Source organism: Monashia sp. HAY1-2A (assembly GCF_056755315.1).
In genome coordinates this window covers 1-21,901 of sequence record NZ_JBNDHY010000076.1, presented here as the reverse complement: position 1 = coordinate 21,901, position 21,901 = coordinate 1, and the positions used below count along the sequence as shown (strand labels likewise).

The window sequence follows — 21,901 nt, the reverse complement described above, 5'->3', positions numbered from 1 at the left end:
CCACCACGCGACCCACCCCCGCTCGCGAGCGGGGGTGGGTCGCGCGTCACCCCTCGGGGCGCAGGTGCCCCGGCAGCGCGAGCCAGTAGTCGAGGATGCCGCGCGCCACGGCGTCGGTGCCCGGACGCGTCGCCGTCACCGGCACGCCCGACGCCGCGGCCTCCTCCAGGGGGGCCACGACGTGGGCGGGCAGCGCGTCGGAGAGCGCGGTGAGCAGGTCGAGACGCCCGCGCATCCCCAGGGCGTAGACGAGGCTGCGCAGGTGGTCGCTGTCGTCGTGGCCCGAGCCGGTGGCGACGAGCTCTGCGGCGCGGAGGGCGAGGGACCGCTCGCGCGCCTCCCGCTGCGGCGAAGGCGGCTCCACGGTGTTGCCGACGACGAACCCGGCCGTCGCGGCGACGTCGCTCGGGACCGGGGTGTCGGTGGCGACGTCGCCGCGGCCCGTCCCGCCTGTCGCCAGCCGCTCGTACAGGTCGAGGTCCTCCGGCTGCCCCACCCACGACAGGATCGTCAGGCTCTCGTGCACCGCCACGAGGTCGCCGTCCTCGAGAGCGCCCGCGAGCGCCCGTGCCAGCACCCGTCCGACGGCCCGGGCCTGCGGCGAGATCATGAGGATGCCGAGGGCCGAGCCGCGCTCCCCCTCGTCCGTGGACCCCAGGGCGGTCTCGAGCAGCCGGTCGAGCACCGGCTCGTCCATCGACTCGCGTCCGCCCTGCTCCTCCAGCTCGGCCCGGATCTGCTTGTTGGCGATCCGCACGGCCTCGGCGCTGATGGCCCGGCCGTCGCGGATGATCGAGGCCGCGACCCGGCGGTCCTCGGCGGTGAGGACCGTCGCCAGCCGGGGCCCGCCGATGCCGAGGGCCCGCACGAGGTTGGCCGCGCCGCGCTGGACCCGGTAGGGCAGGTCGCCGTCGCGCAGGTGGCGCACCGCGAGGCGCGCGGCCTCCAGCCGGACGTCGGGGTGCAGGCGGCGGCCCCGGACGAGCGTCGTCAGCACGATGAGGCAGGCGCGCAGGACGCTCGGGTTGGTCGGCTCGCGGAGCTGGTCGAGGACCACCGACACCGCCTCGGGGTGGTCGGTGTGGTGCAGCATGCCGAGCGGGTCGTTGTAGAACTGCGCGTCCGGCCGGGCCGTCACCTCGGCTGCCATGGCCGCGACGACCGGGCCGCTGCGGGCGTGACCGACGAGGCGGGCGAGCGCCTCCGACCGCTCGGCGTACCCGAGACCGAGGGCGAGGCTGGTCTCCTCGAGGAGCCGGCGCAGCAGGGCCTCCCAGTCGCCGGCGCGCACGAGCGGCCGGCCGATCCGGCCGAGCGCGTCGGTGAGCAGGTCCCAGTCCAGACCCGTCATGCGCTCGTCGGACAGGGCGCGTTCGAGAAGCGTGAGGGCGAGGTCGCGGTCGGGCTCACCGGGGGTCGACAGCACCGCCACCGAGCGGACCGGGTTTCGCGCCCGGCCGAACAGGTCGACGGCGGTCAGGAGCGTGCCCTCGTCGAGGCCGAGGACCTCCTCGTAGCGACGGACGAGGGGGCGCGTGACGACGACGCGGCCCCGCTCCCACCGGCCGACCTGCGCGCGGTGCACCGGCGCGGCGACACCGTCGCCGTGGGCGAAGCCGGCCGCCGTGCGCAGTGCAGGGTCCGACGCGTGGAGTCTGGCGTTGCGGAGCACCCACTGGATCTCGTCGATCAGCTCCACCGCCGCCCCCTACCCCCGGTCCACGTCGCGAGACGCGCCGTTGCGGCGCACCGAAGGCCGCGCAACGGCGGGCTGGACGGGCTGGGGGCCTTCGTAGGGTGACCGGCACGGGGGGTGCAGCATCTGCGGCACCTGCAACACCGGGGAGGGAGTGCCGGGAGCCGTGGCCAGGGGTCGGCTCCCGGCCGCTCCGACGACGGGAGCGACCGTCTCCTGCGTACGGCGGCGACGCCGCACCCCGACTCCCACTGCGACTCCCCCTGCATGGCAGCTCCCGTCTCGAACCCTCGTCCCGGCGGGCGCGCAGCCGCGCCCCGACGTGCCCGAACTCCCCCGAGTTGCGTCGGGCGCCGGCCCGCGCAACGCGCGTTCGGCGGACCCCCTCCTTGGGTACGGTAGAGCCCGGTACGCAGCCTGTGGAGGGGAAGCGGGCCTTTCGGACCGGGAGCCGGCACGTCCGGCTCCCGGTCTTCCCGTGTAGGCGTCGGTCGGCGGCGTCGGTCGGTGGCGTCGGTCGGTAACTCCGTGGCCGGGTGTCGCGCCCGGCTGGCAGGGTGGCCCTCGTGACCACCGTGCAGCCCCAGTCCAGTCCCGTACCCGCGTCTGCGTCTGCGTCTGCGTCGATCCTCAGCGACGGCGTCGTGACCCTGCGCGGGCACACCGAGGCGGACACCGACGCCGTCGTCGAGCAGTCGAGCGACCCCGACAGCCTGAGGTGGACCACGGTCCCCCGCCCGTACGGCCGCGACGACGCGCTGGCCTTCATCGAGGGCAACCGAGCCGCCTGGAGCACACCCGACGGCACGCGTTCGTGGGCCATCGAGTGGGTCGACCCCGAGGGGCGCACGCGGTTCGGGGGCACCATCGACCTGCGCCCGACGGTGCCGCCGACGGTCGGCGAGCTCGGCTTCGGGCTGCACCCCGACGCCCGCGGCAACGGCATCATGGCCCGCGCGGTGCGCCTCGTCCTCGAGCACGCGTTCGGCGAGGGCGCGTGGGGGCGGCCGCTGACCCGCGTCCACTGGCGCGCGGTCCGCGGCAACTGGGCCTCGCGACGCGTCGCCTGGGCCACCGGTTTCACGCAGCACGGCACGGTTCCCGGCAGCCACCCGGACCCGTCCGGCGGGGTGGACGCCCTCGACACGTGGACGGCCAGCATCGCCGCGGGCGAGCCCACCGTGCCCGTCGCACCGTGGCTCGAACCCCCGGTCCTCGAGGCGCCGGAGGCCGGTCTGCGGCTGCGGCCGTGGCGGCTCGCGGACGCGGAGGCCATCGAGGCCCGCGACACCGACCCGGCGCACTGGATGCCGACGCGCTCGGTCCTGGCCCGCGACACCTTCCCGGGCTGGCTCCTCGTCCGCCAGGAGCGCATGGCCGAGGGCACGGCCCTCGACTGGTGCGTCGCCGACGCCGCAAGCGACCGCGCTCTCGGCAGCGTCACCGTGTTCTCGCGGTCGGGGCCGATGACCGGGGACGCCGCCGAGCTCGGGTACCAGCTCTTCCCGAGCGCGCGAGGGCGGGGCGTGGCCAAGACCGCCGCCCGGCTCGCCACGAGGCACGCGTTCACCGCGCGCGAGGAGGGCGGCCTCGGCCTGCGCCGGCTCGTCGCCGAGACCGCGGCCGACAACGACGCGAGCAACGCCGTCCTGCGGGCCACCGGGTTCACGTCGTGGGGTCGTGAGCACGCCGTCGACGAGCTGCCCGACGGGTCGCTGGGTGACGGGCTGCACTGGGAGCTGTTCCGTGACGCGTGGCTCGAGGGGCCGGGCGCCGGGTCCCCTGCCGCCGGCTGACGTGAGCGCTCCGGTCGGGCTGCCGATCGGGCTGTGAGGTCGGTGTCGGGGTCGACTCAGGGTCGGCTCCGGGCCGACCCCGGTTGCGGGGACCGGCACGTCGGATGGACGCTGGCAGCAGCGAGCCCGGCGACCGGTCCGGGACGACCGAGCACCCCGAGGAGGCACCGTGTCGTTCGGTGACCAGATGAAGAACAAGGCCGACGAGGTCCACCTCCAGGCCAAGGCGAAGGACTTCGGTGACGCCGTGGCCGAGATGGTCAAGACGGCCGTCTCGATCGCCGCCCGCTACGCGAAGGAGAACCGCGAGAAGGTCGACGGCGCGCTCGACAAGGTCGAGGGCACCATCTCGGAGCGGACGAACGGCAAGCACACCGACACCGTGAGCAAGGTGCGCGCCGGCGTCGACAAGGGCATCGACAAGCTCGTCGAGAAGAGCGGCTCGCAGACCGCCGCCCGCGGGTCCACGGGCTCGGCGGGCTCGACGACGGGCTCGAGCGTCCCCGACGACAGGCACTCCGCCTTCGACGACGACACGCCCGAGGGCTCCCCCTCCTGACCGACCCGCCGACCCGAGCCGGCTCGACAGCCGACGTTCCCGCCCTGCGCCTGCCGGCTCGACCCTCGCTGGGCCGGGGTTGGCGGGGGGTCAGCGGTAGCGGACGTCGATGTCGCCGGAGCCGGTCCGGACGGTGAGGTGGTCCCGGCTCGCCGACGACTGGGTGACCTCGACCTCCTCGTCGCCTGAGCCGGTCTCGGTGGAGACGGCGTAGGCACCCGGCGGCAGGCGCACCGAGGCGTCACCGGACCCGGTGCGCACCTCGACGGTGTCGGCGGCGGAGGAGAGCTCGAGGTCGACGTCGCCGCTGCCGGACCGTGCGGTGACCGCCGCCTGCCCGAGCCCCGTGGCGTCGATGTCCCCGGAGCCGGTCTCGACGTCGAGGGCACCCGGCACGTCGCGCACCTCGATGTCGCCCGAACCGGACCTGGCCGTCGTGGCGCCGAGCCCGCCGGTCAGCGTCAGGTCGCCGGAGCCGTTGTCGATGACCACGGCGGTGCCGTCGGGAACCTCGACGACGTGGTCGACGCTGCCCCAGCCGGGGAACCCGCCGCACCCGCCGTCGAGGGCAAGGGTGTTCCCCGACCACGACGGTGCCGCGTGGGACGCGTCACCCCAGCAGCGCGCCTCCGTCCGGACCGACAGGGTGCCACCCCGCGGACCGGCGTGGACCTCGATGTCATCCGCTCCGCCGCGGATCGTCACGGTGCGGGCCGTCACCGGGTAGGTCACCGAGCTGACGCGGGCGTCGCCGCCGCGCGCTCCGGAGGAGAACGCGCCGGCGGAGGCGAGCACCAGCGCCGCGCCGACACCGGCGAGGAACCAGGGCCGCCTGGCCGACCGCCGGCGGCGACCCGGCGCGGCAGGCGGAGGCGTCGGCGGGAGCTCGGCGTCCGTCCGGACCTCGCGCGTCGGGCGCAGCCACGCGTCGCCGTACACCTCGCCGCGAGGCGGGTCGCCAGGGACCCGGTCGTCGGGCACGGGTGGACCGGTGGGAGGGGGTGGGTGCTGGCCGTAGCCGCGGACCGGCTCGTCGGAGGTCACCCGACTCACGGTACGGGCCGGGACCTCCCGGCGACCATGACGTTTCGCACCCTCCGGCGGGTCGAGGCCGGGAGGAGGATCTCCCCGCGAGGACTCCAGGCCCTCACGAGCGCGTCACGAGCGCGCTTGTGCGTCAAGCGAACTCACAGCGGCCCGCGATCATGTCCGAATTGACGGCGAACGTCCCGGTACGGGATGGGTACCGCGACTCAAACGACGGCCCGCGCGTATCTCCGCCGGGTGGTCGGGCTTCTGAGGTCCCGACAGCAACGACCTCACAGGAGACACCACCATGTCGCAGATCGCCGTCGACCGACCCGGTCGCAGCACCCTCCGCCCCTCCGCCTCCGGCGTCGTGGGCACCCTCAACGGCCTGGCCACCGCCGGCGTCGACCGCCTCCAGGCGTTCCTCGTCCGGTTCAGCCTGACCATCCTCCGCGTCAGCCTCGGCCTGGTCTTCCTCGGCTTCGGCGTCCTCAAGTTCTTCCCGGGGCTCAGCCCTGCGGAGGCCATCGCCTCGGCCACCGTCGACCGGCTCACGCTCGGCCTCGTCTCGGGGCATGCGGCCGTCCTGCTCACCGCCGTGACCGAGACGGTCATCGGCCTGACGCTGGTCAGCGGGCGGTTCCTCCGCGTCGGCATCGTCGTCCTCGGCGGCGCGCTCATCGGCATCATGTCGCCGCTCGCGCTCTTCACGGCCGACCTGTTCCCGCACGGCCCGACGCTCATGGGGCAGTACGTCCTCAAGGACATCGTCCTCGCGGCCGCGGCGCTCGTCGTCTGCGCCTACGCGCTCGGCGCCCGGCTCACGCCCCGCGGCTGACCGGCGACCCCCGACCTCCCGCCGCGGCCGGCCACCACACCGGCCGCGGCGGGAGCACCACGTGCACAGCACGCCACCACCACCCCGTCGCCGGCGACAACCTGCCTGCAGACCGCGGCGACCCGTCAGACCCAGGACCGGACCATGACCGCCATTCCCCTGCACCACACCGGAACCCACGCCGCCGACAGCCCGTGCGACCACCGGCCGATCACACGCCGGCCCGACGCAGGGGCGCGCACCCACCGCTTCCCGGCCGCGACGTACCTCGGCCGCGCGGCGGCCCGCGAGGAGCGGGCCTTCGCCCTCGCCGAGCTCGCCGCGTCCGGACGCCGCGCGACGCGTCGCGCCGGGGCCCTGGCCCTTCTCGTGGCGGCGGCGTTCGCCGTGATGCTCGTGCTGCTCTCGACCGGGCGCGCCGCGGGGACCACGGGCGTCGTGACGCTCCTCGGTACCGGGACCGTCCTCGTCCTCGCCGTCAGCGGGCTCGTCGCGGCCCTGCGCCGGCACGAGCGGGAGAACGACCGGCTCGCCGAGCGCGTCCGCCGGTACGAGTCCCGGCTGCTCGAGCTGCAGGCGGCCCGCCGACGCTGAGCCGGCCGTCGGCTTCGCCCCATCGGCGCCCCGGCATGGGTGAGGATGGCGAGCATGCCCGACACCGCCCGTAACGAGACCGACGCGCCCGCCGCCCACACCACCGACGCGACCGACGCCTCAGACGCCATCGACGTGGCGGTGCCGACCGGGACCGGCGACCTGCCGACCCGGCTCTGGCTGCCGCCCGGCGGGCAGGGACCGGGCATCGTCGTGCTCCAGGAGATCTTCGGCGTCAGCCCGTACATCCGGCGTCGCGCGGCCGCCCTGGCGCGCCTCGGGTACGTCGTGGCCGCTCCCGAGATGTTCTGGCGGCTCGGCGTGACGGACCCGGTCGAGGGGGAGGACGCCCTCCAGCAGGGCATGGCCCTCGTGCGGCGGCTCGACTGGGACCGGGCGGTCCTCGACGCGTCCGCCGCCGTGGAGTGGCTCCGGGACCGCGAGGACGTGACGGCCGGTGTCGGGGTCGTCGGGTTCTGCTTCGGCGGCGGGTTGGGCTACGCCGTCGCGGCCGGGCTCGAGGCCGAGGGGGCGACGCCGCTCGATGCCCTCGTCAGCTACTACGGCTCGGCGCTGCCCGGGCTGCACGACACCGTCGCGGTGTCGGCGCCGAGCCTGCACCACTTCGGCCTGGCCGACTCGTTCATCGACACCGACACGGTGCAACGCATCGAGGCCTCCCTGGCGAAGGAGCCGCAGACCGTCGTCGTCACCTACGCGGGGGCCGACCACGCCTTCGACAACGACGACATGCCGTGGTTCCACGCGGGCGCGTCGGGTGAGGCCTGGGCGCGCACGCTCGAGTTCCTCCGCGAGCAGCTGCCCACCGGCCAGCCCGGATAGGTCCGTCACGCGGCGAGGGCCGCCGCCTCGGCCCGCTCCTTGATGCCGAGGAGCATCTTGCGGGTCATGAGGGTGCTGCCCGCCGCGAGCGGCTCGCACACCGCACGTGAGGCGTGCGTCGTGTAGCCGTACCGCTCGCGGACGAGCAGCCTCGTCGTGCGACCGGGGTGCTTGCGCACGACGAACGCCCACGTGAAGTCGTAGGGCGGCGCCGGAGCGTCGGGCCGGGCCCGGCCGTCGACGACGAGCGACCGGCCCTCGTCCACCGACGCGACGCGCAGGGCGAGGTCGGGGTGCAGCCGGAACTCCTCGCCCACGTGCGGGTGCTGCCACTCCTCGTGGACGCGGTCGGCGCTCGCGACGTGGCAGCCGACGAGGTTCTCCAGCCAGTCGTAGCTGTAGAAGCCGCCCCGGCCCTGACCGAGCTGGGCGACCCACGGCCACACCTGCTCCGGCGGCGCGCCGATCGTCACGGCCCGCGTGGCGACGAGCGACGCGTCGGGGATGAGGTCGTCACCGGGCAGCGCATCGAGCGTCTCGCCGGTGGTGGACCCGTACCGCAGGTACGCCCACCGGAACGTCCACGCGGAGAAGGCCGCCGCCGTCGCGAGGCCGCCGAGCAGCACCGCCCGGCGCACCGGATGCACGTCCCACCTGATCGGGTTCATCGCTGCCTCCTCGTCACGTCGCCGCGAGGTCGTGCTCGTGCGGGTGGCCGCCGGACTCGTCGTGGCGCTCCAGCACCTCGCGGACGGCGGCCTCGAGCTGACCCGGTGTCCGCTCGCGCAGGTCGTACCGGGCCCGGACGACCGGGACGCTGACGGCGAGCACCCGCGTCAGGTCGATGGGCGTGCCGGTGACGACGACGTCGCACATCCCGGCGGCGACGACGGCCTCGATCGTCGCCTCGAGGTCGCGGACCTGGGCCGTCCCGTAGCCCATCGCGGGCAGGATGCCGCGCGCGTTCGGGTACCGCTCGAAGGTGCGGGCGAGCGAGCCGACGGCGTACGGCGTCGGGTTGACGATGGCCGCGGCACCGGCCCGTCGGGCGCCGACGACGCCCGCGCCGTACGTCATCGACCCGTGCGTCAGCGTCGGCCCGTCCTCGACGACGACGACCCGGTGGCCACGGACGAGGTCCTCGTCGTCGACGCGGACCGGACTGTCCGCCAAGACGATCCGCGCGGCCGGGTTGAGGCCGCGGCACGAGTCGACGACCGCCTCGACGTCTTCCGGGCGGGCGGAGTCGCACTTGTTGACGACGACGACGTCGGCCATCCGGACGTTGGCCTCGCCCGGGTGGTAGCGCGTCTCGTCGCCGGGTCGCAGCGGGTCGGCGAGGACGATGTGCAGGTCGGGCTCGTAGAAGGGCAGGTCGTTGTTGCCGCCGTCCCAGAGGATGACGTCGGCCTCCTCCTCGGCCTCGCGCAGGATCCGTTCGTAGTCCACGCCCGCGTAGACGACGCACCCGTTGTCGAGGTGCGGCTCGTACTCCTCGCGCTCCTCGATGGTGCAGTCGTGCCGGTCGAGGTCGTCGTGGGTCGCGAACCGCTGGCACGCCTGGCGGGCGAGGTCGCCGTACGGCATCGGGTGGCGCACGGCCACGACCCGCCGGCCGGCGTCGCGCAGCAGCCGGCTCAGGTAGCGGGTCGTCTGGCTCTTGCCGACGCCGGTGCGCACCGCGGTGACGGCGACGACCGGCTTGCTGCTGCGCAGCATCGTCCGGCGGGCGCCGCGCAGCCAGAAGTCGGCACCCGCCGCGATCGCCTCGGAGGCCAGGTGCATGACCCGCTCGTGCGACACGTCGGAGTAGGCGAAGGCGACGACGTCGACGTCCTCGCGGGTCACCAGGTCGGTCAGCTGCGACTCGTCGACGATCGGGATCCCCTGCGGGTAGAGGGGCCCCGCGAGCTCGGGTGGGTAGCGGCGCCCGTCGATGTCGGGGATCTGGGTCGCCGTGAACGCGACGACCTCGTACGCGGGGTCGTCGCGGAACGTCACGTTGAAGTCGTGGAAGTCGCGTCCGGCGGCCCCGAGCAGGACGACGCGTCGGGGCCGCGCGGCATCGTCGCCTGCGGTGGCGGCGGGGGTCGGGTCGAGGGGTCCGGTCGTGCTCATGGCCAACTCCACGGCTGAGGTCGACCGCCGGAACCGACACACCCTGTCGCGGGTAGTCCTGGCTGCGGGACCCGCCACCCCCATGGTGGCACCGGGGCCCCGCCGCGTGGGGCCGTGGAGACGAGACTCACCCGTGGCGTACCCCACGACCGCCTGACGGCCGGCGGCGATGGTGCGACGATCAGGGGGTGAGCACCGCGACGGCAGACCGTGGGGGCCACGCCCGCCGGACGACCGGGACGCACGAGCACGTGTCCCTCGCCGAGCAGTGGCTGGCCCGCAACTACTCCCCGCTCCGCGTGGTCATCGCGCACGCCGAGGGCGCCTGGGTCACCGACGTCGACGGACGCCGCTACCTCGACGCGCTCGCCGGCTACTCGGCCCTGAACTTCGGCCACCTGCACCCCGTGCTCGTCGGCGCCGTCCGCGACCAGCTCGACCGCCTGACCCTGACCAGCCGCGCCTTCCACAGCGACCGGCTCGGTCCCTTCGCGCGCGACCTCGCCGCGCTCGCCGGCAAGGAGCTCGTCCTGCCGATGAACACCGGCGCCGAGGCCGTCGAGACCGCGATCAAGGCCGCCCGCAAGTGGGGCTACGAGGTCAAGGGCGTGCCGGACGGCCGCGCCCGCATCGTCGTCATGTCCGGCAACTTCCACGGACGCACGACGACGATCGTCGGCTTCAGCGACGACCCCGTCGCCCGCGACCACTACGGCCCCTACACGCCCGGGTTCGACGTCGTCCCCTACGGCGACGCGGCCGCGCTCGAGGCGGCCCTGACCGACGACACGGTGGCCGTGCTCCTCGAGCCGGTGCAGGGCGAGGGCGGCGTCGTCATCCCGCCCGAGGGGTACCTGGCCACGGTCCGGCGGCTCACCCGCGAACGAGGAGTCCTCCTCGTCGCCGACGAGATCCAGTCCGGCCTCGGGCGGACCGGGTCGACCTTCGCGTGCGACCTCGACGGCGTCGTGCCCGACCTCTACGTCCTCGGCAAGGCCCTCGGCGGCGGCATCCTGCCGGTGTCGGCCGTCGTCGGCGACCGCGACGTGCTCGGCGTCTTCACGCCCGGCAGCCACGGCTCGACGTTCGGCGGCAACCCCCTCGCGGCAGCGGTCGGGCACGCCGTCGTCGGCCTCCTCGAGACGGGCGAGTACCAGGAGCGGGCGGCGTGGCTCGGCGAGGTGCTCGCCGAGGGGCTCACGCCCCTCGTCGGCCACGGCGTCGACGCCGTCCGGGTGCGCGGCCTGTGGGCCGGCATCGACGTCGACCCGACGCTCATGACGGGGCGCGAGGTGTGCGAGCGGATGCTCGAGCAGGGCGTCCTGGTCAAGGACGCCCACGGCTCGACCGTCCGCGTCGCACCCCCGCTCGTCGTCGAGGAGCGTGACGTGCAGCTGCTCGTCGACGCCTTCGCCCGCATCCTGCGCTGATCCTGCACCCACCTGGGGGGTCAGGTCACTGGCCGCCGTGTCCCGGCATGCTGGGGAAGCGCGCCCGTGGCGTCGACTCGTCCGACCAGCGCAGCACGGCCCCGACGCCGTCGGCCGGGTCCACCTGGCCGGCGTCGAGGAGCGTCACGCCGGCCCGCGAGCACACCGCGGCCCACACGAGGGCGGCGTCGGCGGGCACCTGGACCGGGTCGGACGCACCGGTCATGAGCGCGTCCTCCCTCGAGCTGCCGACCTGGAGCCGGTCCCTGCCGACCCAGAGGCGTGCGTCGTGGAGGCGCCCGTCGACGAGGAGCACCGTGGCCGCCTGCGCCCGCTGGAGCACCTCGACGACGGGCTCGAGTCCCTCCGCGGCGGCCCCGGCGCGTCCGGTCTGCTCCTCGAACCGCCCGACGAGCGCGGCCTCGTCCTCGGCCCGGCACGCGGCGAGGACCGACGCGACGGCCTGGCGCTCGGCCTCGGCCGACGTGCCCGCGGCCCGGCCACCGGTCGTGGAGCGCACGAGCACGGAACGCAGCTCCTCGCCAGCGTGCTGCTCGAGGTAGGCCGCCGCGTGCTCGTCCCCCATGAGGACGACGACCCGCGGCCGGTACCGCGTCACGAGCCGGTCGAGCTGGGCCGCGACGGCGGCCGCGTTGTGCTCCCAGGAGTCCTCGACGCGGGACTGGTAGCGCCGCTGCGACCACCCGCCGGTGGGCACCTGGTGCAGCTCGTCGTGACCGCCCTCGACCTCGATCGTCTCGGTGTCGGCGGGGTGATCGAGGCCCCGGCCGCCGTGCACCTCGATGTCGGCGCCGGTCCGGTCGAGCCGGACGACGATGTGGGGCAGGCTGGCGGACAGCGCCCGGACGGCCGGCAGCAGCGACGGGATCGGGGCCCACGTGGCGTCCTGCACGGGGCGCCGGGGCAGCTCGACGGTCAACGTCGGTCCGGCCTCGGTGGCGACGAGCAGGCGGCCGTGCTCACCGCCTCGGCCGGTGGGCGCCAGCGCGGGCTCCCGCATCGCGTCGACGACGCCGTCCGGTGCCCCCGACTCGCGCAGCAGCCGCTCCACGTCACGCCAGCGCGCTTCCACGTCGTCGCCGGTGGCCGGGTCGGTCTTCGTCACGTCGAGGGTGGCGCTCGCGAACGGCCCGCTCACCTCGGCGAGGGGGTGGAACATCTCGAGATCCATCAGTCACCTCCGTGTCCGTCCAACAGTGCGCTCCTACCCATTCGGCCCCGACCGTCTCCACGTCGTGGTGAGCGTCCGTGGGGGCGTCTGCGATGGTGGAGGGGATGGACCAGGTCTGGTACGCGGCGTACGGGTCGAACCTCTCGCGCGCCCGCTTCACCCACTAGCTCGCGGGAGGGCGCCCCGACGGGGCCGCGCGCACGTACGACGGTGCCCGGGACGCGTCCGAGCCCCTCGGCGACGTGCCGATCGTGCTCCCGGGACGGGTGTACTTCGCGTGGGAGTCGCCGACGTGGGGTGGCGGCATCGCCTTCTACGACCCGGACGGGTCCGCCGCGGCGCCCGCGTCCAGTGGGGCGGACGCGTCGGGCGAGGGAGGCGCGTCGGGCGGGGTCGCGGCCCGGGCGTACCTGCTGACCGGCCAGCAGCTCAGCGACGTCGCGAGCCAGGAGATGCGCCGGCCGGTGGGCCGGGACCTGCCGCTCGCGACCCTGTTCCGCGAGAGCCGGACGGCCGTGATCGGGCCCGGCCGGTACGAGACGCTGCACGTCGTCGCCGAGCTGGACGCCGTGCCGGTGGTGACGTTCACGGCGTCGTGGGAGCACGCGGCGGCGCCACTCAACCCGCCGGTCGAGGCGTACCTGCGCACCATGGCGACGGGGCTGGCCGAGTCGCACGGCTGGGACGCGACCCGCGTCTGCGACTACCTCCTCGCGTGTCCCGGCCTCACCCCGACGTGGACCCGCGCCGCCCTGACCGAGCTCGTCACCGACTGCCTCGCGCGCTTCTGACGGAGCCGCGCGCACCCCGGTGGGCCGAGCGGCCGGATCCAACCGGCGAAACCCTCGTCCGAGGGCGTTTTCGCCGTTCGATCCGGCCGCTCGTACCGCGTCCAGGGTGGGGTGGGCGCGTGGGGCGGCGGGTCAGAGGAGGTCGGTGAGCTCGGCGTTGGCGCGGTCGCGGACGACCTCGAGGGCCTCGTACGCGGTTCGGGCGCCGCGGGCGGCCGCCGCCAGTCCCTGGCACTCGGCGAGGGTGTGCACCGAGAGCGCGAGCCGCACGATGGGCACCTTGCTCGGCGCCATCGACAGCGACGACACGCCGAGACCCACGAGGACGAGCGCGAGCAGCGGGTCACCGGCGGACTCGCCGCAGACGCCGATGGGGCGGCCCGCGGCGGCCGCGCCCTCGCTCGCGAGGGCCACGACGTCGAGGACGGCCGGCTGCCACGGGTCGAGCAGGTCGGACAGCTCGCCCTGCATGCGGTCGGCGGCCATCGTGTACTGGGCGAGGTCGTTGGTGCCGAGCGAGCCGAACTCGACCTCCCCGAGCACGTGCCGCGCCCGCAGCGCGGCACCCGGCACCTCGATCATGACCCCGGCCTTGGGCAGCCCGTTCTCGCGGACCCGCCGCGCGAACCAGGCGGCCTCCTCGACGGTGGCCACCATGGGGGCCATGACCCGCACGTCGGCCCCCGTGTCGCGCGCCGCGATGGCGAGCGCCTCGAGCTGGGCGTCGAGCAGCTCGGGGCGCTCGGCCGACAGGCGCAGGCCGCGGCGTCCCAGGGCCGGGTTCTCCTCCGGGCCGAGGTCGGCGAAGGCCAGCGGCTTGTCGGCGCCGGCGTCGAGGGTCCGCACGACGACGCGTCGGTCGCCGAAGGGCGCCATGACGCGTCGGTAGATGTCGGCCTGCTCCTCCACCGTGGGCGCCTTGTCGGCCGAGAGGAAGACGAACTCGGTGCGGAAGAGGCCGACGCCTTCGAGGTCGAGCGGGCCGGCGGCCTCGGCGTCCTCGACGCCGCCGATGTTGGCCAGCAGCGCCACGGCGGCTCCGTCGGCGGTGCGACCGGGGCCGGAGAGGTGCGCGAGGGCATCGGCCCGCCGCTGCCGGCGTCGGGCCTGCTCCTCGACGAGCGTCGGGTCGGGGTCGACGGCGACCTCGCCGGAGTCCCCGTCGAGCGCGACGGGCGTGCCGGGTGCGATGTCCATCGCGCCGTGCAGCTGGACGACGGCCGGGATCCCCATCTGGGCGGCGAGGATCGCAGTGTGGCTCGTGCGCCCGCCGCCCTGGGTGATGATGCCGACGACGAGGGCCCGGTTGAGCGTGGCCGTCTCGGCGGGCGCGAGGTCCTCGGCGACGAGGACGCACGGCTCGGTGAGGTCGGGGACGCCCGGCGCGGGCACGCCGAGCACGGCGGCGACGGCGCGCGCCCCGACGTCGCGCAGGTCGGTGACGCGCTCGGCGAAGTAGCCGCCGAGGGCCTCGAACTGCGCGGCGTACTCCTCGACGGCGTGGCTGATCGCGGTGGCCCGGCCCTGCCCGGCGGCGAGCAGCTTGTCGGCCGCCTTGACCAGGCCCTTGTCACGGGCGATGAGGGCGGTGGCCTTGAGGATCTGCTGCGCGGTGTCGTCGGCGTGGGCGGCCCGCTCCTCGAGCGAGACCGCCACCGCCTCGAACGCCGCCTTGACGTCGGCCAGGGCGGTCTCGTGGTCCTCCGGGGCAGCCTCGTCGGTCGGCGGCGGGACCGGTGGTGCGACCTGCACCACCGGCCCGTACGCCGTGCCGGGGCTGACGCCGATGCCGTGGATCGTCGTCGCGGCGGCCATGGTGCCTCCTAGGCGTCGAGGTCCTGCGACAGCAGGTCGACGAGCTGGTCGAGGGTCGCGTCGGCGCCGTCGCCCTCCGCGCTGAGCACGACCTCCTCGCCGTGCTTGGCCCCGAGGGCCATGACGCCGAGGATGCTCGTCGCGTCGACGGGGTCCTGGCCCGGTCGGGCGATCTCGACGTCGAGGCCGCTGTTGCTCGCGGCCTCCACGAAGAGGGCGGCGGGACGGGCGTGCAGGCCCACGGACGAGGCGATGGTGACGGTACGACTGGCCATGAACGGCTCTCCTTCGCTGTCGGGTGTTCTCAGACGGTAGCGCTGGCCTCGACCTGCGCCAGGTTGTGCTCTCGGGACTTGAGGACGACGACGATGCCCGCCATGACGAGGACGCCGACGACGAGGGCGAGGACGAACAGGAGGAAGTTGCCGATGAGCGGCAGCACCCAGATGCCTCCGTGCGGGGCCCGCAGGGTCGCGCCGAAGAGCATCGCGAGCGCCCCGGTGATCGCCGAGCCCACAACGGACGAGGCGATGATGCGCACCGGGTCGGCCGCGGCGAACGGGATGGCACCCTCGGAGATGAACGAGAAGCCGAGCAGCCAGGCCGCCTTGCCGTTCTCGCGCTCGGGCTCGGAGAACAGGTGCGGGCGGACCGTCGTCGCGAGCGCCATGGCCAGGGGGGCCACCATGCCGGCGGCCATGACCGCGGCCATGATCTTCAGCTGCGGGGCGTCGGTCGCGGCCCCCGCCGCGGCCAGACCGGTCGTCGCGAACGCGTAGGCCACCTTGTTGACCGGGCCGCCGAGGTCGAAGCCCATCATCGCGCCGAGGATGAGGCCGAGGACGACGGCGCTGGCGCCGCTCATGCCGGTGAGCCAGCTGTTGAGCCCGTCCGTCAGGCCCTTGATCGGGCGGCCGAGGACGGTGATGAACAGGCCCACGGTGATGAGGGAGCTCAGCAGCGGGATGACGACCACGGGCATGACGCCCCGGACGCCCTTGGCGACGTTCCAGCCGGAGACCCAGCGGGCCACGAAGCCACCGAGCAGGCCGGTGACGAGACCGCCGAGGAAGCCGGCGCCCATCGTGGCCGCGATCGAGCCGCCGACGATGCCGGGCACGAGGCCGGGCCGGTCGGCGATCGCGAAGGCGATGAAGCCGGACAGGATCGGCACGAGGAAGCCGAAGGATGCGCCGCCGATGACGAACAGCAGCGCCGCCCACGAGGTGAGGCTGCCGGGGGTGAACGTCGTCGCGATGTTGAGCGGGTCGCCCGGCTTGAGGTTGTACTTGACGATCTCGATGGCGCCCTGCTGGCCGAGGGCGACCTGGGCGAGCATGAACGACAGGGCGATGAGGATGCCGCCCGCCGCGACGAACGGGATCATGTAGGAGACGCCGGTCATGAGCCACTGGCGGATCCTCGTGCCGGTGCTCGCGCTCTCGTCGACCTTCGTCGTGAGCCCGCCCGACGCGCCGGCCGCGGCGGCAGCGGCGGCAGCCGCCTCGCGCTTGCTCGGGTCGGCGTCCCACTCGGCGACGAGCTGCTCGGCCTGTGCCACGAGGGCGGGGCCGTCGGAGATGCCCTTCTTGACGCCGACGTCGACGAGCGGCTTGCCGGCGAAGCGCCTGGCGTCCTTGACCGGGAGGTCGTGGGCGAAGATGACGGCGTCGGCGGCGGCGATCTCGGCCGGGCTCAGCGGCTTGCTGCCGGCCGAGCCCTGCGTCTCGACCTTCATCGTGTGGCCGGCGGCCTTCGCCGCGTTCTCGAGGCCCTCGGCCGCCATGTAGGTGTGCGCGATGCCGGTGGGGCACGACGTGACGCCGACGAGGTTGAGGGTCCGCCGCTCGCGCGTGGCCGTGGCGACCGAGCCGGCGGCCGCGCCGGTGGCGTCGCTGGCAGCTGCCCCGCCGGCCGTGGCGCCGGCTGCGGCACCGGTCGCGGCAGGGGCGGCCGAGGCGGCAGGAGCGTCGAGGGCGACCTCCTGGCTGACGATGCGCACGACCTCGGCCTCGGTCGTCGCGGCGAGGAGGGCGTCCTTGAAGTCCTGCTTCATGAGCGCCCGGGCGAGCTTGGGCAGCATCTGCATGTGGGCGTCGCCGCCGCCCTCGGGGGCCGCGATGAGGAAGACGAGACGGGCGGGGCCGTCCTTGGCACCCCAGTCGATGCCCGAGGTGCGGCCGAAGACGAGCGAGGGCTCGGTGATGGCCGTGCTGCGGGCGTGCGGGATGCCGATGCCGCCGGGCAGACCGGTGGCCATCGTCTCCTCGCGGGTGCGGACGTCGGCGAGGAACTGGTCGAGGTCGGTGCAGCGGCCGGTCGCGACGAGGCGCTCGCCGAGCGTGCGCGTCGCCTCGTGACGGTCGGCACCGGTGAGGTCGAGGACGACCTGCTCTTCGGTGATGAGGGACATGCGGGTTCCTTTCGGTTCAGCCGGCCAGGCGCCAGGTGAAGTCAGGGGTGTCGGTGCTGTCGACGGGGATGCCGAGCAGGTCGGCGGGCGTGGGGACGCGGCTGCCGGGCAGCGTCACGGCCGCGGCGCCCCAGAGGACGCCGGTGACGAGGGCCTCCTCGGGTCCCTGCCCGGTGGACAGGCCGTGGAGGAGGCCGGCGAGCATGCAGTCGCCGGCCCCGACGGTCGACAGCGGGGCGGTGATCGTCGCGCGGGCGTGGACGGCTGCGTCAGCGGTGACGAGCAGCGCGCCGTCGCCGCCGAGGCTCACCGCGACGCACTCGATCCCGTTCGTGACGAGGTCGAGGGCGGCGTCGCGGACGTCGCCGAGGGTGGGCAGGTCGTGCCCGACGACCTCGGCGAGCTCCTCGTGGTTGGGCTTGACGAGGCTCGGGCGGGCCGCGACGGCTGCGGCCATCGGGGCGCCGGAGGAGTCGACGGCGACGCGGACGCCGAGGTCGCGGACCCGGGCCACGAGCGTCGCGTAGAGGTCGGCCGGTGCGCCGGGCGGCAGGCTGCCGCACCCGACGACCCAGTCGGAGCCGGCGTCGAGCTCGCCGGCGAGGGCCACGGTGGCGTCGACGAGTGCGTCGACCTCGGCGCTCGACAGCGTCGGGCCCGGCTCGTTGAGCTTGGTCGTCGTGCCGTCGGGCTCGAGGACGCTGATGTTCATCCGGACCGTGCCCGCGACGGGGACGCTGCGGCGGCAGACGCCGGACGCGTCGAGCAGCTCCTCGAGCAGGTGGCCCTCGGGGCCGCCGGCGGGCAGGACGGCGACGGTCCGGCCGGCGTTGGCGGCGAGGGCGCGGGAGACGTTGACGCCCTTGCCGCCCGGGTCGATCCGGCTCTCCGTGGCGCGGTGCACCTCGCCGCGGCGCAGGGCGTCGATGACGACGGCCCGGTCGACGCTCGGGTTGGGGGTCAGCGTGACGATCATGCGGTCACCACCTCGGGTCCGGCGGCCCGCAGGTCGGCCGCGACATCGTCGGGTAGGTCGGTGTCGGTGACGAGGACGTCGACCTCGTCGAGGCCGGCGAAGCGGTGCAGGTGGTCGTCCCCGGCCTTGCTCGAGTCGGCGAGGACGACGGCGGACCGGCCCGCCGCGACCATGGCCCGCTTGACGACGGCCTCCGACTGGTCCGGGGTCGTGAACCCGCGGGCCGCGGACAGGCCGTTCGTGCCGACGAACGCGACGTCGACGACGACGTCGCGCAGGGCGTTGACGGCCCAGACGCCGACGGCCGCGCCGGTGACTCCGCGGACGGTGCCGCCGACGACGTAGAGGGAGATGCCGGGCCGGGCGCAGAGGACGCCGGCGATCTGGACGCTGTTGGTGACGACGGTCAGCTCGGCGTCCGGCGGAAGCAGCTCGGCGAGCGCCTGGGTGGTCGTCCCGGAGTCGAGGACGATGCTGCCGCCGGCGGGCACCTGCTCGAGGGCGCGGGCGGCGATGCGGCGCTTGACGTCGGCGAGCCGGCCGAAGCGGGTGGCGAGGGTGGGCTCGACCTCGAGGCGCTCGACGGGGATCGCGCCGCCGTGGACCCGGCGCAGCGAGCCGCGGCGCTCGAGGGCGGACAGGTCGCGGCGGATGGTCTCGGCGGCGACCCCCAGGGTGTCGGCGAGGGCGCTGACCTCGACCCGGCCGGCCTGGCGCGCCTCGCTCATGATGCGCTGCTGCCGCTCCGCTGCGTACATCGGACCCCTTCGTCCTGCCGGTGGCGCGCTCGTCGCGCCGTGCCGTCCTCGTGCCGGGTGCTGGTCGTGCTGGTGATGCTCGGTGGTGATGCTCGGTGGTGGTGCCGGGCCCGGCCGTGGGGGGCCGGTCGTTCCATGGAACCACCGACGAGGGCTCAAGTAAAGGGATTCGGGCACCCGTTTTTGTGGCTCTTCGGGGAGGGAGGCCCGTAGCGCACACGCCGAGCACGCGAAAGCGGGCAGGAACGGGCACCCGGACCCGCAGCCGCGTCAGGACGGGCCGGGCGCCTCGAGGACCGAGAGCACGTTCCCCGAGGGGTCGGTGAACCAGGCGATGGGCGGACCACCGCCGCGGAAGACGCCGGACGCGTCGGTCTCCATCGGCGTGCCCTCGTAGTGCTCGAAGGTGACGCCCCGCGAGGCCAGCCCCTCGACCGTGGACCCGATGTCCTCGACGGGGAAGTTGAGGATCGTGTACGTCGCCGGCGTGTGGTCCGGCTTCGGGTAGACGAGCACCGGGCGGTCACCCGCGAGGTGCAGCGTCAGCATGCCGTTCTCCTCGGTGACGTGCAGGCCGAGCGTGTCTGCGTAGAAGGTGCGGGCGGCGTCGAGGTCCTTCACGGCGAAGCCGCTGAAGGCCTTGGAGCTCTCGAGCACGGTGGTCCCCTCTCGTCGTGGCGGTCCTCCCCAGTGAACTCCTCGGCGCGGTCGCGTGGGGGTTTGGCGGTGGCGGGCTTGGCGGTGGCGGGCCTGGCGGTGGCGGGCTTGGCGGTGGCGGCTGCCCCCGCGGGCTTGCCCGCGCGCCGGGCCCCGGTGACGGTCCGCGTCGTTACGATCGGCCCGTGAGCGCCAAGCCCGCCGTCGTCGTCGCGCCCAGCCCGGCCAGCCCGTCCGGGGCGCGGGAGGTGCGCGTGTCGAGCCCGGACCGCGTGCTGTGGCCTGCGGAGGGGATGGCCGACGGCAGGCCGGTCACCAAGCTCGACATGGCGCAGTACCTCGTCGCCGTGGCCGACCCGCTGCTGCACGCCCTCGGCGACCGGCCGGTGACGCTGCAGCGCTTCCCCGAGGGCATCGAGGGCGAGGAGTTCTTCTCGAAGAACCCGCCGAAGGGCGTGCCCGACTGGGTGCGCACCGTCATGTGCACGTACCCCTCCGGCCGTCGCCACCCGCAGCTCGTCGTCGACGAGGTCGCCACGGCGGTGTGGGCCGCCCAGATGAACACCATCACCTTCCACCCGTGGCCGGTGCGAACCGGCAGCATCGACAACCCCGACGAGCTGCGCATCGACCTCGACCCGCAGCCGGGGCGCGGCTTCGCCGACGCCGTCGAGGCGGCGTTCGCGCTGCGCGAGGTCATGGCCGAGATCGGGTTGACGGCCTGGGCCAAGACGTCGGGCAACCGCGGCGTGCACGTCTACGCGCGGGTCGCGCCGACGCACGAGTTCCTCGACGTGCGCCACGGCGTCATCGGCATCGCCCGCGAGCTCGAGCGCCGGCTGCCCGACCTCGTCACGACCTCGTGGTGGAAGGAGGAGCGCGGCGAGCGCGTCTTCGTCGACTTCAACCAGGCCTGCCGCGACCGCACCATCGCCTCGGCGTACTCGCCGCGTCCGCTGCCGGGCGCCCCGGTGTCGACGCCGGTGACGTGGGACGAGCTGCGGTCGGTCGACCCCAAGGAGCTGACGCTGCGCACCGTGCCCGGGCTCGTCGCGTCGCGCGGCCACGCGTGGAACGGCATGGACGACGCCGTCGGCGATGTCGCGGCCGCGATCGCGCTGTGGGACAAGGACGTCCACGAGCGAGGCCTCGGCGAGCTGAACTTCCCGCCCGACTACCCGAAGATGCCCGGCGAGCCCCCGCGCGTCCAGCCGAGCAAACGCCGGCAGGACAAGTCCGACGCGGAGTACATGGCGCCCAAGGCCGAGCGCGACGCCGAGCTGCGCGACGTGTGGGGCCCGGTCGTGCCGCCGGTCCCGCCGATGCTCGCCAAGCCGGTCAAGGACTTCTCGGCCGTCAAGGGCGACGTGCTCTACGAGCCGAAGTGGGACGGCTTCCGCTCGATCATCTACCGGTCCGGCGACCTCGTCGAGATCGGCTCGCGCAACGAGAAACCGATGACGCGGTACTTCCCCGACGTCGTCGGGGCGGTGCTCGCCAACTTCCCCGAGCAGGCGGTCATCGACGGCGAGATCGTCCTCGTGTCACCGTCGTCCGGGGACCGCCTCGACTTCGACCTGCTCCAGCAGCGCATCCACCCGGCCGCGTCGCGCGTGAAGAAGCTCGCGGCCGAGACGCCGGCCTCGTTCGTCGCGTTCGACCTGCTCTCCCTCGACGGCGTCTCGTACGTGGACCGCCCGTTCAGCGAGCGCCGGTCCGCCCTCGAGAAGGCCCTGGCCGACGCCCAGCCGCCGGTGCACCTGACACCGGCCACCGCCGACCGCGAGGTCGCGCGCGGCTGGTTCACCCAGTTCGAGGGGGCCGGGCTGGACGGCGTCATCGCCAAGCCGGTCGACGTGCACTACGAGCCGGACAAGCGCCTCATGTACAAGATCAAGCACGAGCGGACCGCCGACTGCGTCGTCGCCGGCTACCGCGTCCACAAGAGCGGTCCCGACGCGATCGGCTCGCTCCTGCTCGGCCTCTACGGCCCCGACGGACAGCTCGCGTCGGTGGGCGTCATCGGCGCGTTCCCCATGGCGCGGCGCAGGGAGCTGTTCGAGGAGCTGCAGCCGCTCGTCGCGGAGTGGGACGAGCACCCGTGGAACTGGGCCCAGCCGGAGGAGGGGGTGCGCAACCCGCGGTCCTCGGAGTACTCGCGCTGGAACAACGGCAAGGACCTCTCGTTCGTCCCGCTGCGGCCCGAGCGCGTCGTCGAGGTGCGCTACGACCACATGGAGGGCGACCGGTTCCGTCACACGGCGCAGTTCGTCCGGTGGCGCCCGGACCGCGACCCCGAGTCGTGCACCTACGCCCAGCTCGAGGAGCCCGTCAGCTACGACCTCGCCGACGTCCTCTCCTGTCTCTTATACACATCTGACGCTGCCGACGACGGA

19 protein-coding genes are annotated in these 21,901 nt (G+C 74.5%); 8 read left to right on the top strand and 11 right to left on the bottom strand.

Going from position 1 to position 21,901, the window contains the following annotated elements; translation table 11 throughout:
- Positions 1 to 46 precede the first annotated feature (46 nt).
- Positions 47 to 1,699: a hypothetical protein gene (locus ACPYOM_RS12730; RefSeq protein WP_481346240.1), complete on the bottom strand. Its 1,653-nt coding sequence runs from the start codon at positions 1,697 to 1,699 to the stop codon at positions 47 to 49.
- A 563-nt stretch (positions 1,700 to 2,262) separates the two neighbouring features.
- Between ACPYOM_RS12730 and ACPYOM_RS12725 the strand changes: the two genes are divergently transcribed.
- Complete coding sequence (locus ACPYOM_RS12725) at positions 2,263 to 3,492, top strand: GNAT family N-acetyltransferase (protein ID WP_481346239.1); 1,230 nt, start codon at positions 2,263 to 2,265, stop codon at positions 3,490 to 3,492.
- A gap of 169 nt (positions 3,493 to 3,661) precedes the next feature.
- Entirely contained in the window at positions 3,662 to 4,051 is a 390-nt protein-coding gene (locus ACPYOM_RS12720) for an antitoxin (protein ID WP_481346238.1), read from the top strand.
- Positions 4,052 to 4,141: 90 nt separating this feature from the next.
- Here ACPYOM_RS12720 and ACPYOM_RS12715 read toward each other — a convergent pair whose 3' ends face one another.
- Positions 4,142 to 5,095: a DUF4097 family beta strand repeat-containing protein gene (locus tag ACPYOM_RS12715; RefSeq protein WP_481346237.1), complete on the bottom strand. Its 954-nt coding sequence runs from the start codon at positions 5,093 to 5,095 to the stop codon at positions 4,142 to 4,144.
- Positions 5,096 to 5,387: 292 nt separating this feature from the next.
- On the opposite strand from ACPYOM_RS12715, the gene ACPYOM_RS12710 reads away from it, so the two are divergent.
- From ACPYOM_RS12710 to ACPYOM_RS12700, 3 genes are all read left to right on the top strand, one after another.
- Positions 5,388 to 5,918 carry a DoxX family membrane protein gene (locus tag ACPYOM_RS12710; RefSeq protein ID WP_481346236.1) on the top strand — a complete coding sequence of 177 codons (531 nt, stop codon included), beginning with the start codon at positions 5,388 to 5,390 and terminating at the stop codon, positions 5,916 to 5,918.
- Positions 5,919 to 6,062: 144 nt separating this feature from the next.
- A complete protein-coding gene (locus ACPYOM_RS12705; protein ID WP_481346235.1) occupies positions 6,063 to 6,512 on the top strand; it encodes a hypothetical protein in 450 nt (149 codons plus the stop codon).
- A gap of 54 nt (positions 6,513 to 6,566) precedes the next feature.
- The gene (locus ACPYOM_RS12700) at positions 6,567 to 7,355 is read left to right on the top strand and encodes a dienelactone hydrolase family protein (RefSeq protein ID WP_481346234.1); all 789 of its coding nucleotides are present in this window, start codon (positions 6,567 to 6,569) and stop codon (positions 7,353 to 7,355) included.
- Between the two features lie 5 nt (positions 7,356 to 7,360).
- Here ACPYOM_RS12700 and ACPYOM_RS12695 read toward each other — a convergent pair whose 3' ends face one another.
- Positions 7,361 to 8,023, bottom strand: a complete 663-nt coding sequence (locus ACPYOM_RS12695; RefSeq protein ID WP_481346233.1) for an SRPBCC family protein — start codon at positions 8,021 to 8,023, stop codon at positions 7,361 to 7,363.
- 13 nt (positions 8,024 to 8,036) lie between these two features.
- Complete coding sequence (locus ACPYOM_RS12690) at positions 8,037 to 9,473, bottom strand: cyclic 2,3-diphosphoglycerate synthase (protein ID WP_481346232.1); 1,437 nt, start codon at positions 9,471 to 9,473, stop codon at positions 8,037 to 8,039.
- Between the two features lie 188 nt (positions 9,474 to 9,661).
- On the opposite strand from ACPYOM_RS12690, the gene rocD reads away from it, so the two are divergent.
- On the top strand, positions 9,662 to 10,903 hold the full coding sequence (gene rocD, locus ACPYOM_RS12685; RefSeq protein WP_481346231.1) for an ornithine--oxo-acid transaminase: 1,242 nt from the start codon (positions 9,662 to 9,664) through the stop codon (positions 10,901 to 10,903).
- Positions 10,904 to 10,928: 25 nt separating this feature from the next.
- Here rocD and ACPYOM_RS12680 read toward each other — a convergent pair whose 3' ends face one another.
- Positions 10,929 to 12,095, bottom strand: a complete 1,167-nt coding sequence (locus ACPYOM_RS12680; RefSeq protein ID WP_481343194.1) for a baeRF2 domain-containing protein — start codon at positions 12,093 to 12,095, stop codon at positions 10,929 to 10,931.
- A 242-nt stretch (positions 12,096 to 12,337) separates the two neighbouring features.
- On the opposite strand from ACPYOM_RS12680, the gene ACPYOM_RS12675 reads away from it, so the two are divergent.
- Positions 12,338 to 12,886: a hypothetical protein gene (locus tag ACPYOM_RS12675; RefSeq protein ID WP_481346230.1), complete on the top strand. Its 549-nt coding sequence runs from the start codon at positions 12,338 to 12,340 to the stop codon at positions 12,884 to 12,886.
- A 132-nt stretch (positions 12,887 to 13,018) separates the two neighbouring features.
- Here ACPYOM_RS12675 and ptsP read toward each other — a convergent pair whose 3' ends face one another.
- The 6 genes from ptsP to ACPYOM_RS12645 all read right to left on the bottom strand — a co-directional run bounded on the left by ptsP (position 13,019) and on the right by ACPYOM_RS12645 (position 19,505).
- Positions 13,019 to 14,701: a phosphoenolpyruvate--protein phosphotransferase gene (gene ptsP, locus ACPYOM_RS12670; protein ID WP_481346229.1), complete on the bottom strand. Its 1,683-nt coding sequence runs from the start codon at positions 14,699 to 14,701 to the stop codon at positions 13,019 to 13,021.
- Positions 14,702 to 14,709: 8 nt separating this feature from the next.
- On the bottom strand, positions 14,710 to 14,976 hold the full coding sequence (locus ACPYOM_RS12665) for an HPr family phosphocarrier protein (RefSeq protein ID WP_481343122.1): 267 nt from the start codon (positions 14,974 to 14,976) through the stop codon (positions 14,710 to 14,712).
- A gap of 29 nt (positions 14,977 to 15,005) precedes the next feature.
- On the bottom strand, positions 15,006 to 17,114 hold the full coding sequence (locus ACPYOM_RS12660; RefSeq protein ID WP_481346228.1) for a PTS fructose transporter subunit IIABC: 2,109 nt from the start codon (positions 17,112 to 17,114) through the stop codon (positions 15,006 to 15,008).
- Positions 17,115 to 17,130: 16 nt separating this feature from the next.
- On the bottom strand, positions 17,131 to 18,090 hold the full coding sequence (gene pfkB, locus ACPYOM_RS12655; RefSeq protein ID WP_481343124.1) for a 1-phosphofructokinase: 960 nt from the start codon (positions 18,088 to 18,090) through the stop codon (positions 17,131 to 17,133).
- Positions 18,087 to 18,848, bottom strand: coding sequence for a DeoR/GlpR family DNA-binding transcription regulator (locus ACPYOM_RS12650; protein ID WP_481343125.1), 762 nt, complete (start codon positions 18,846 to 18,848; stop codon positions 18,087 to 18,089). The genes pfkB and ACPYOM_RS12650 overlap by 4 nt, the downstream gene beginning before the upstream one ends.
- A 270-nt stretch (positions 18,849 to 19,118) precedes the next feature.
- The gene (locus ACPYOM_RS12645) at positions 19,119 to 19,505 is read right to left on the bottom strand and encodes a VOC family protein (protein ID WP_481346227.1); all 387 of its coding nucleotides are present in this window, start codon (positions 19,503 to 19,505) and stop codon (positions 19,119 to 19,121) included.
- Positions 19,506 to 19,690: 185 nt separating this feature from the next.
- Between ACPYOM_RS12645 and ACPYOM_RS12640 the strand changes: the two genes are divergently transcribed.
- Positions 19,691 to 21,901, top strand: a 2,211-nt coding sequence (locus tag ACPYOM_RS12640) for an ATP-dependent DNA ligase (RefSeq protein ID WP_481346226.1), incomplete at its 3' end; no start/stop codon positions are given.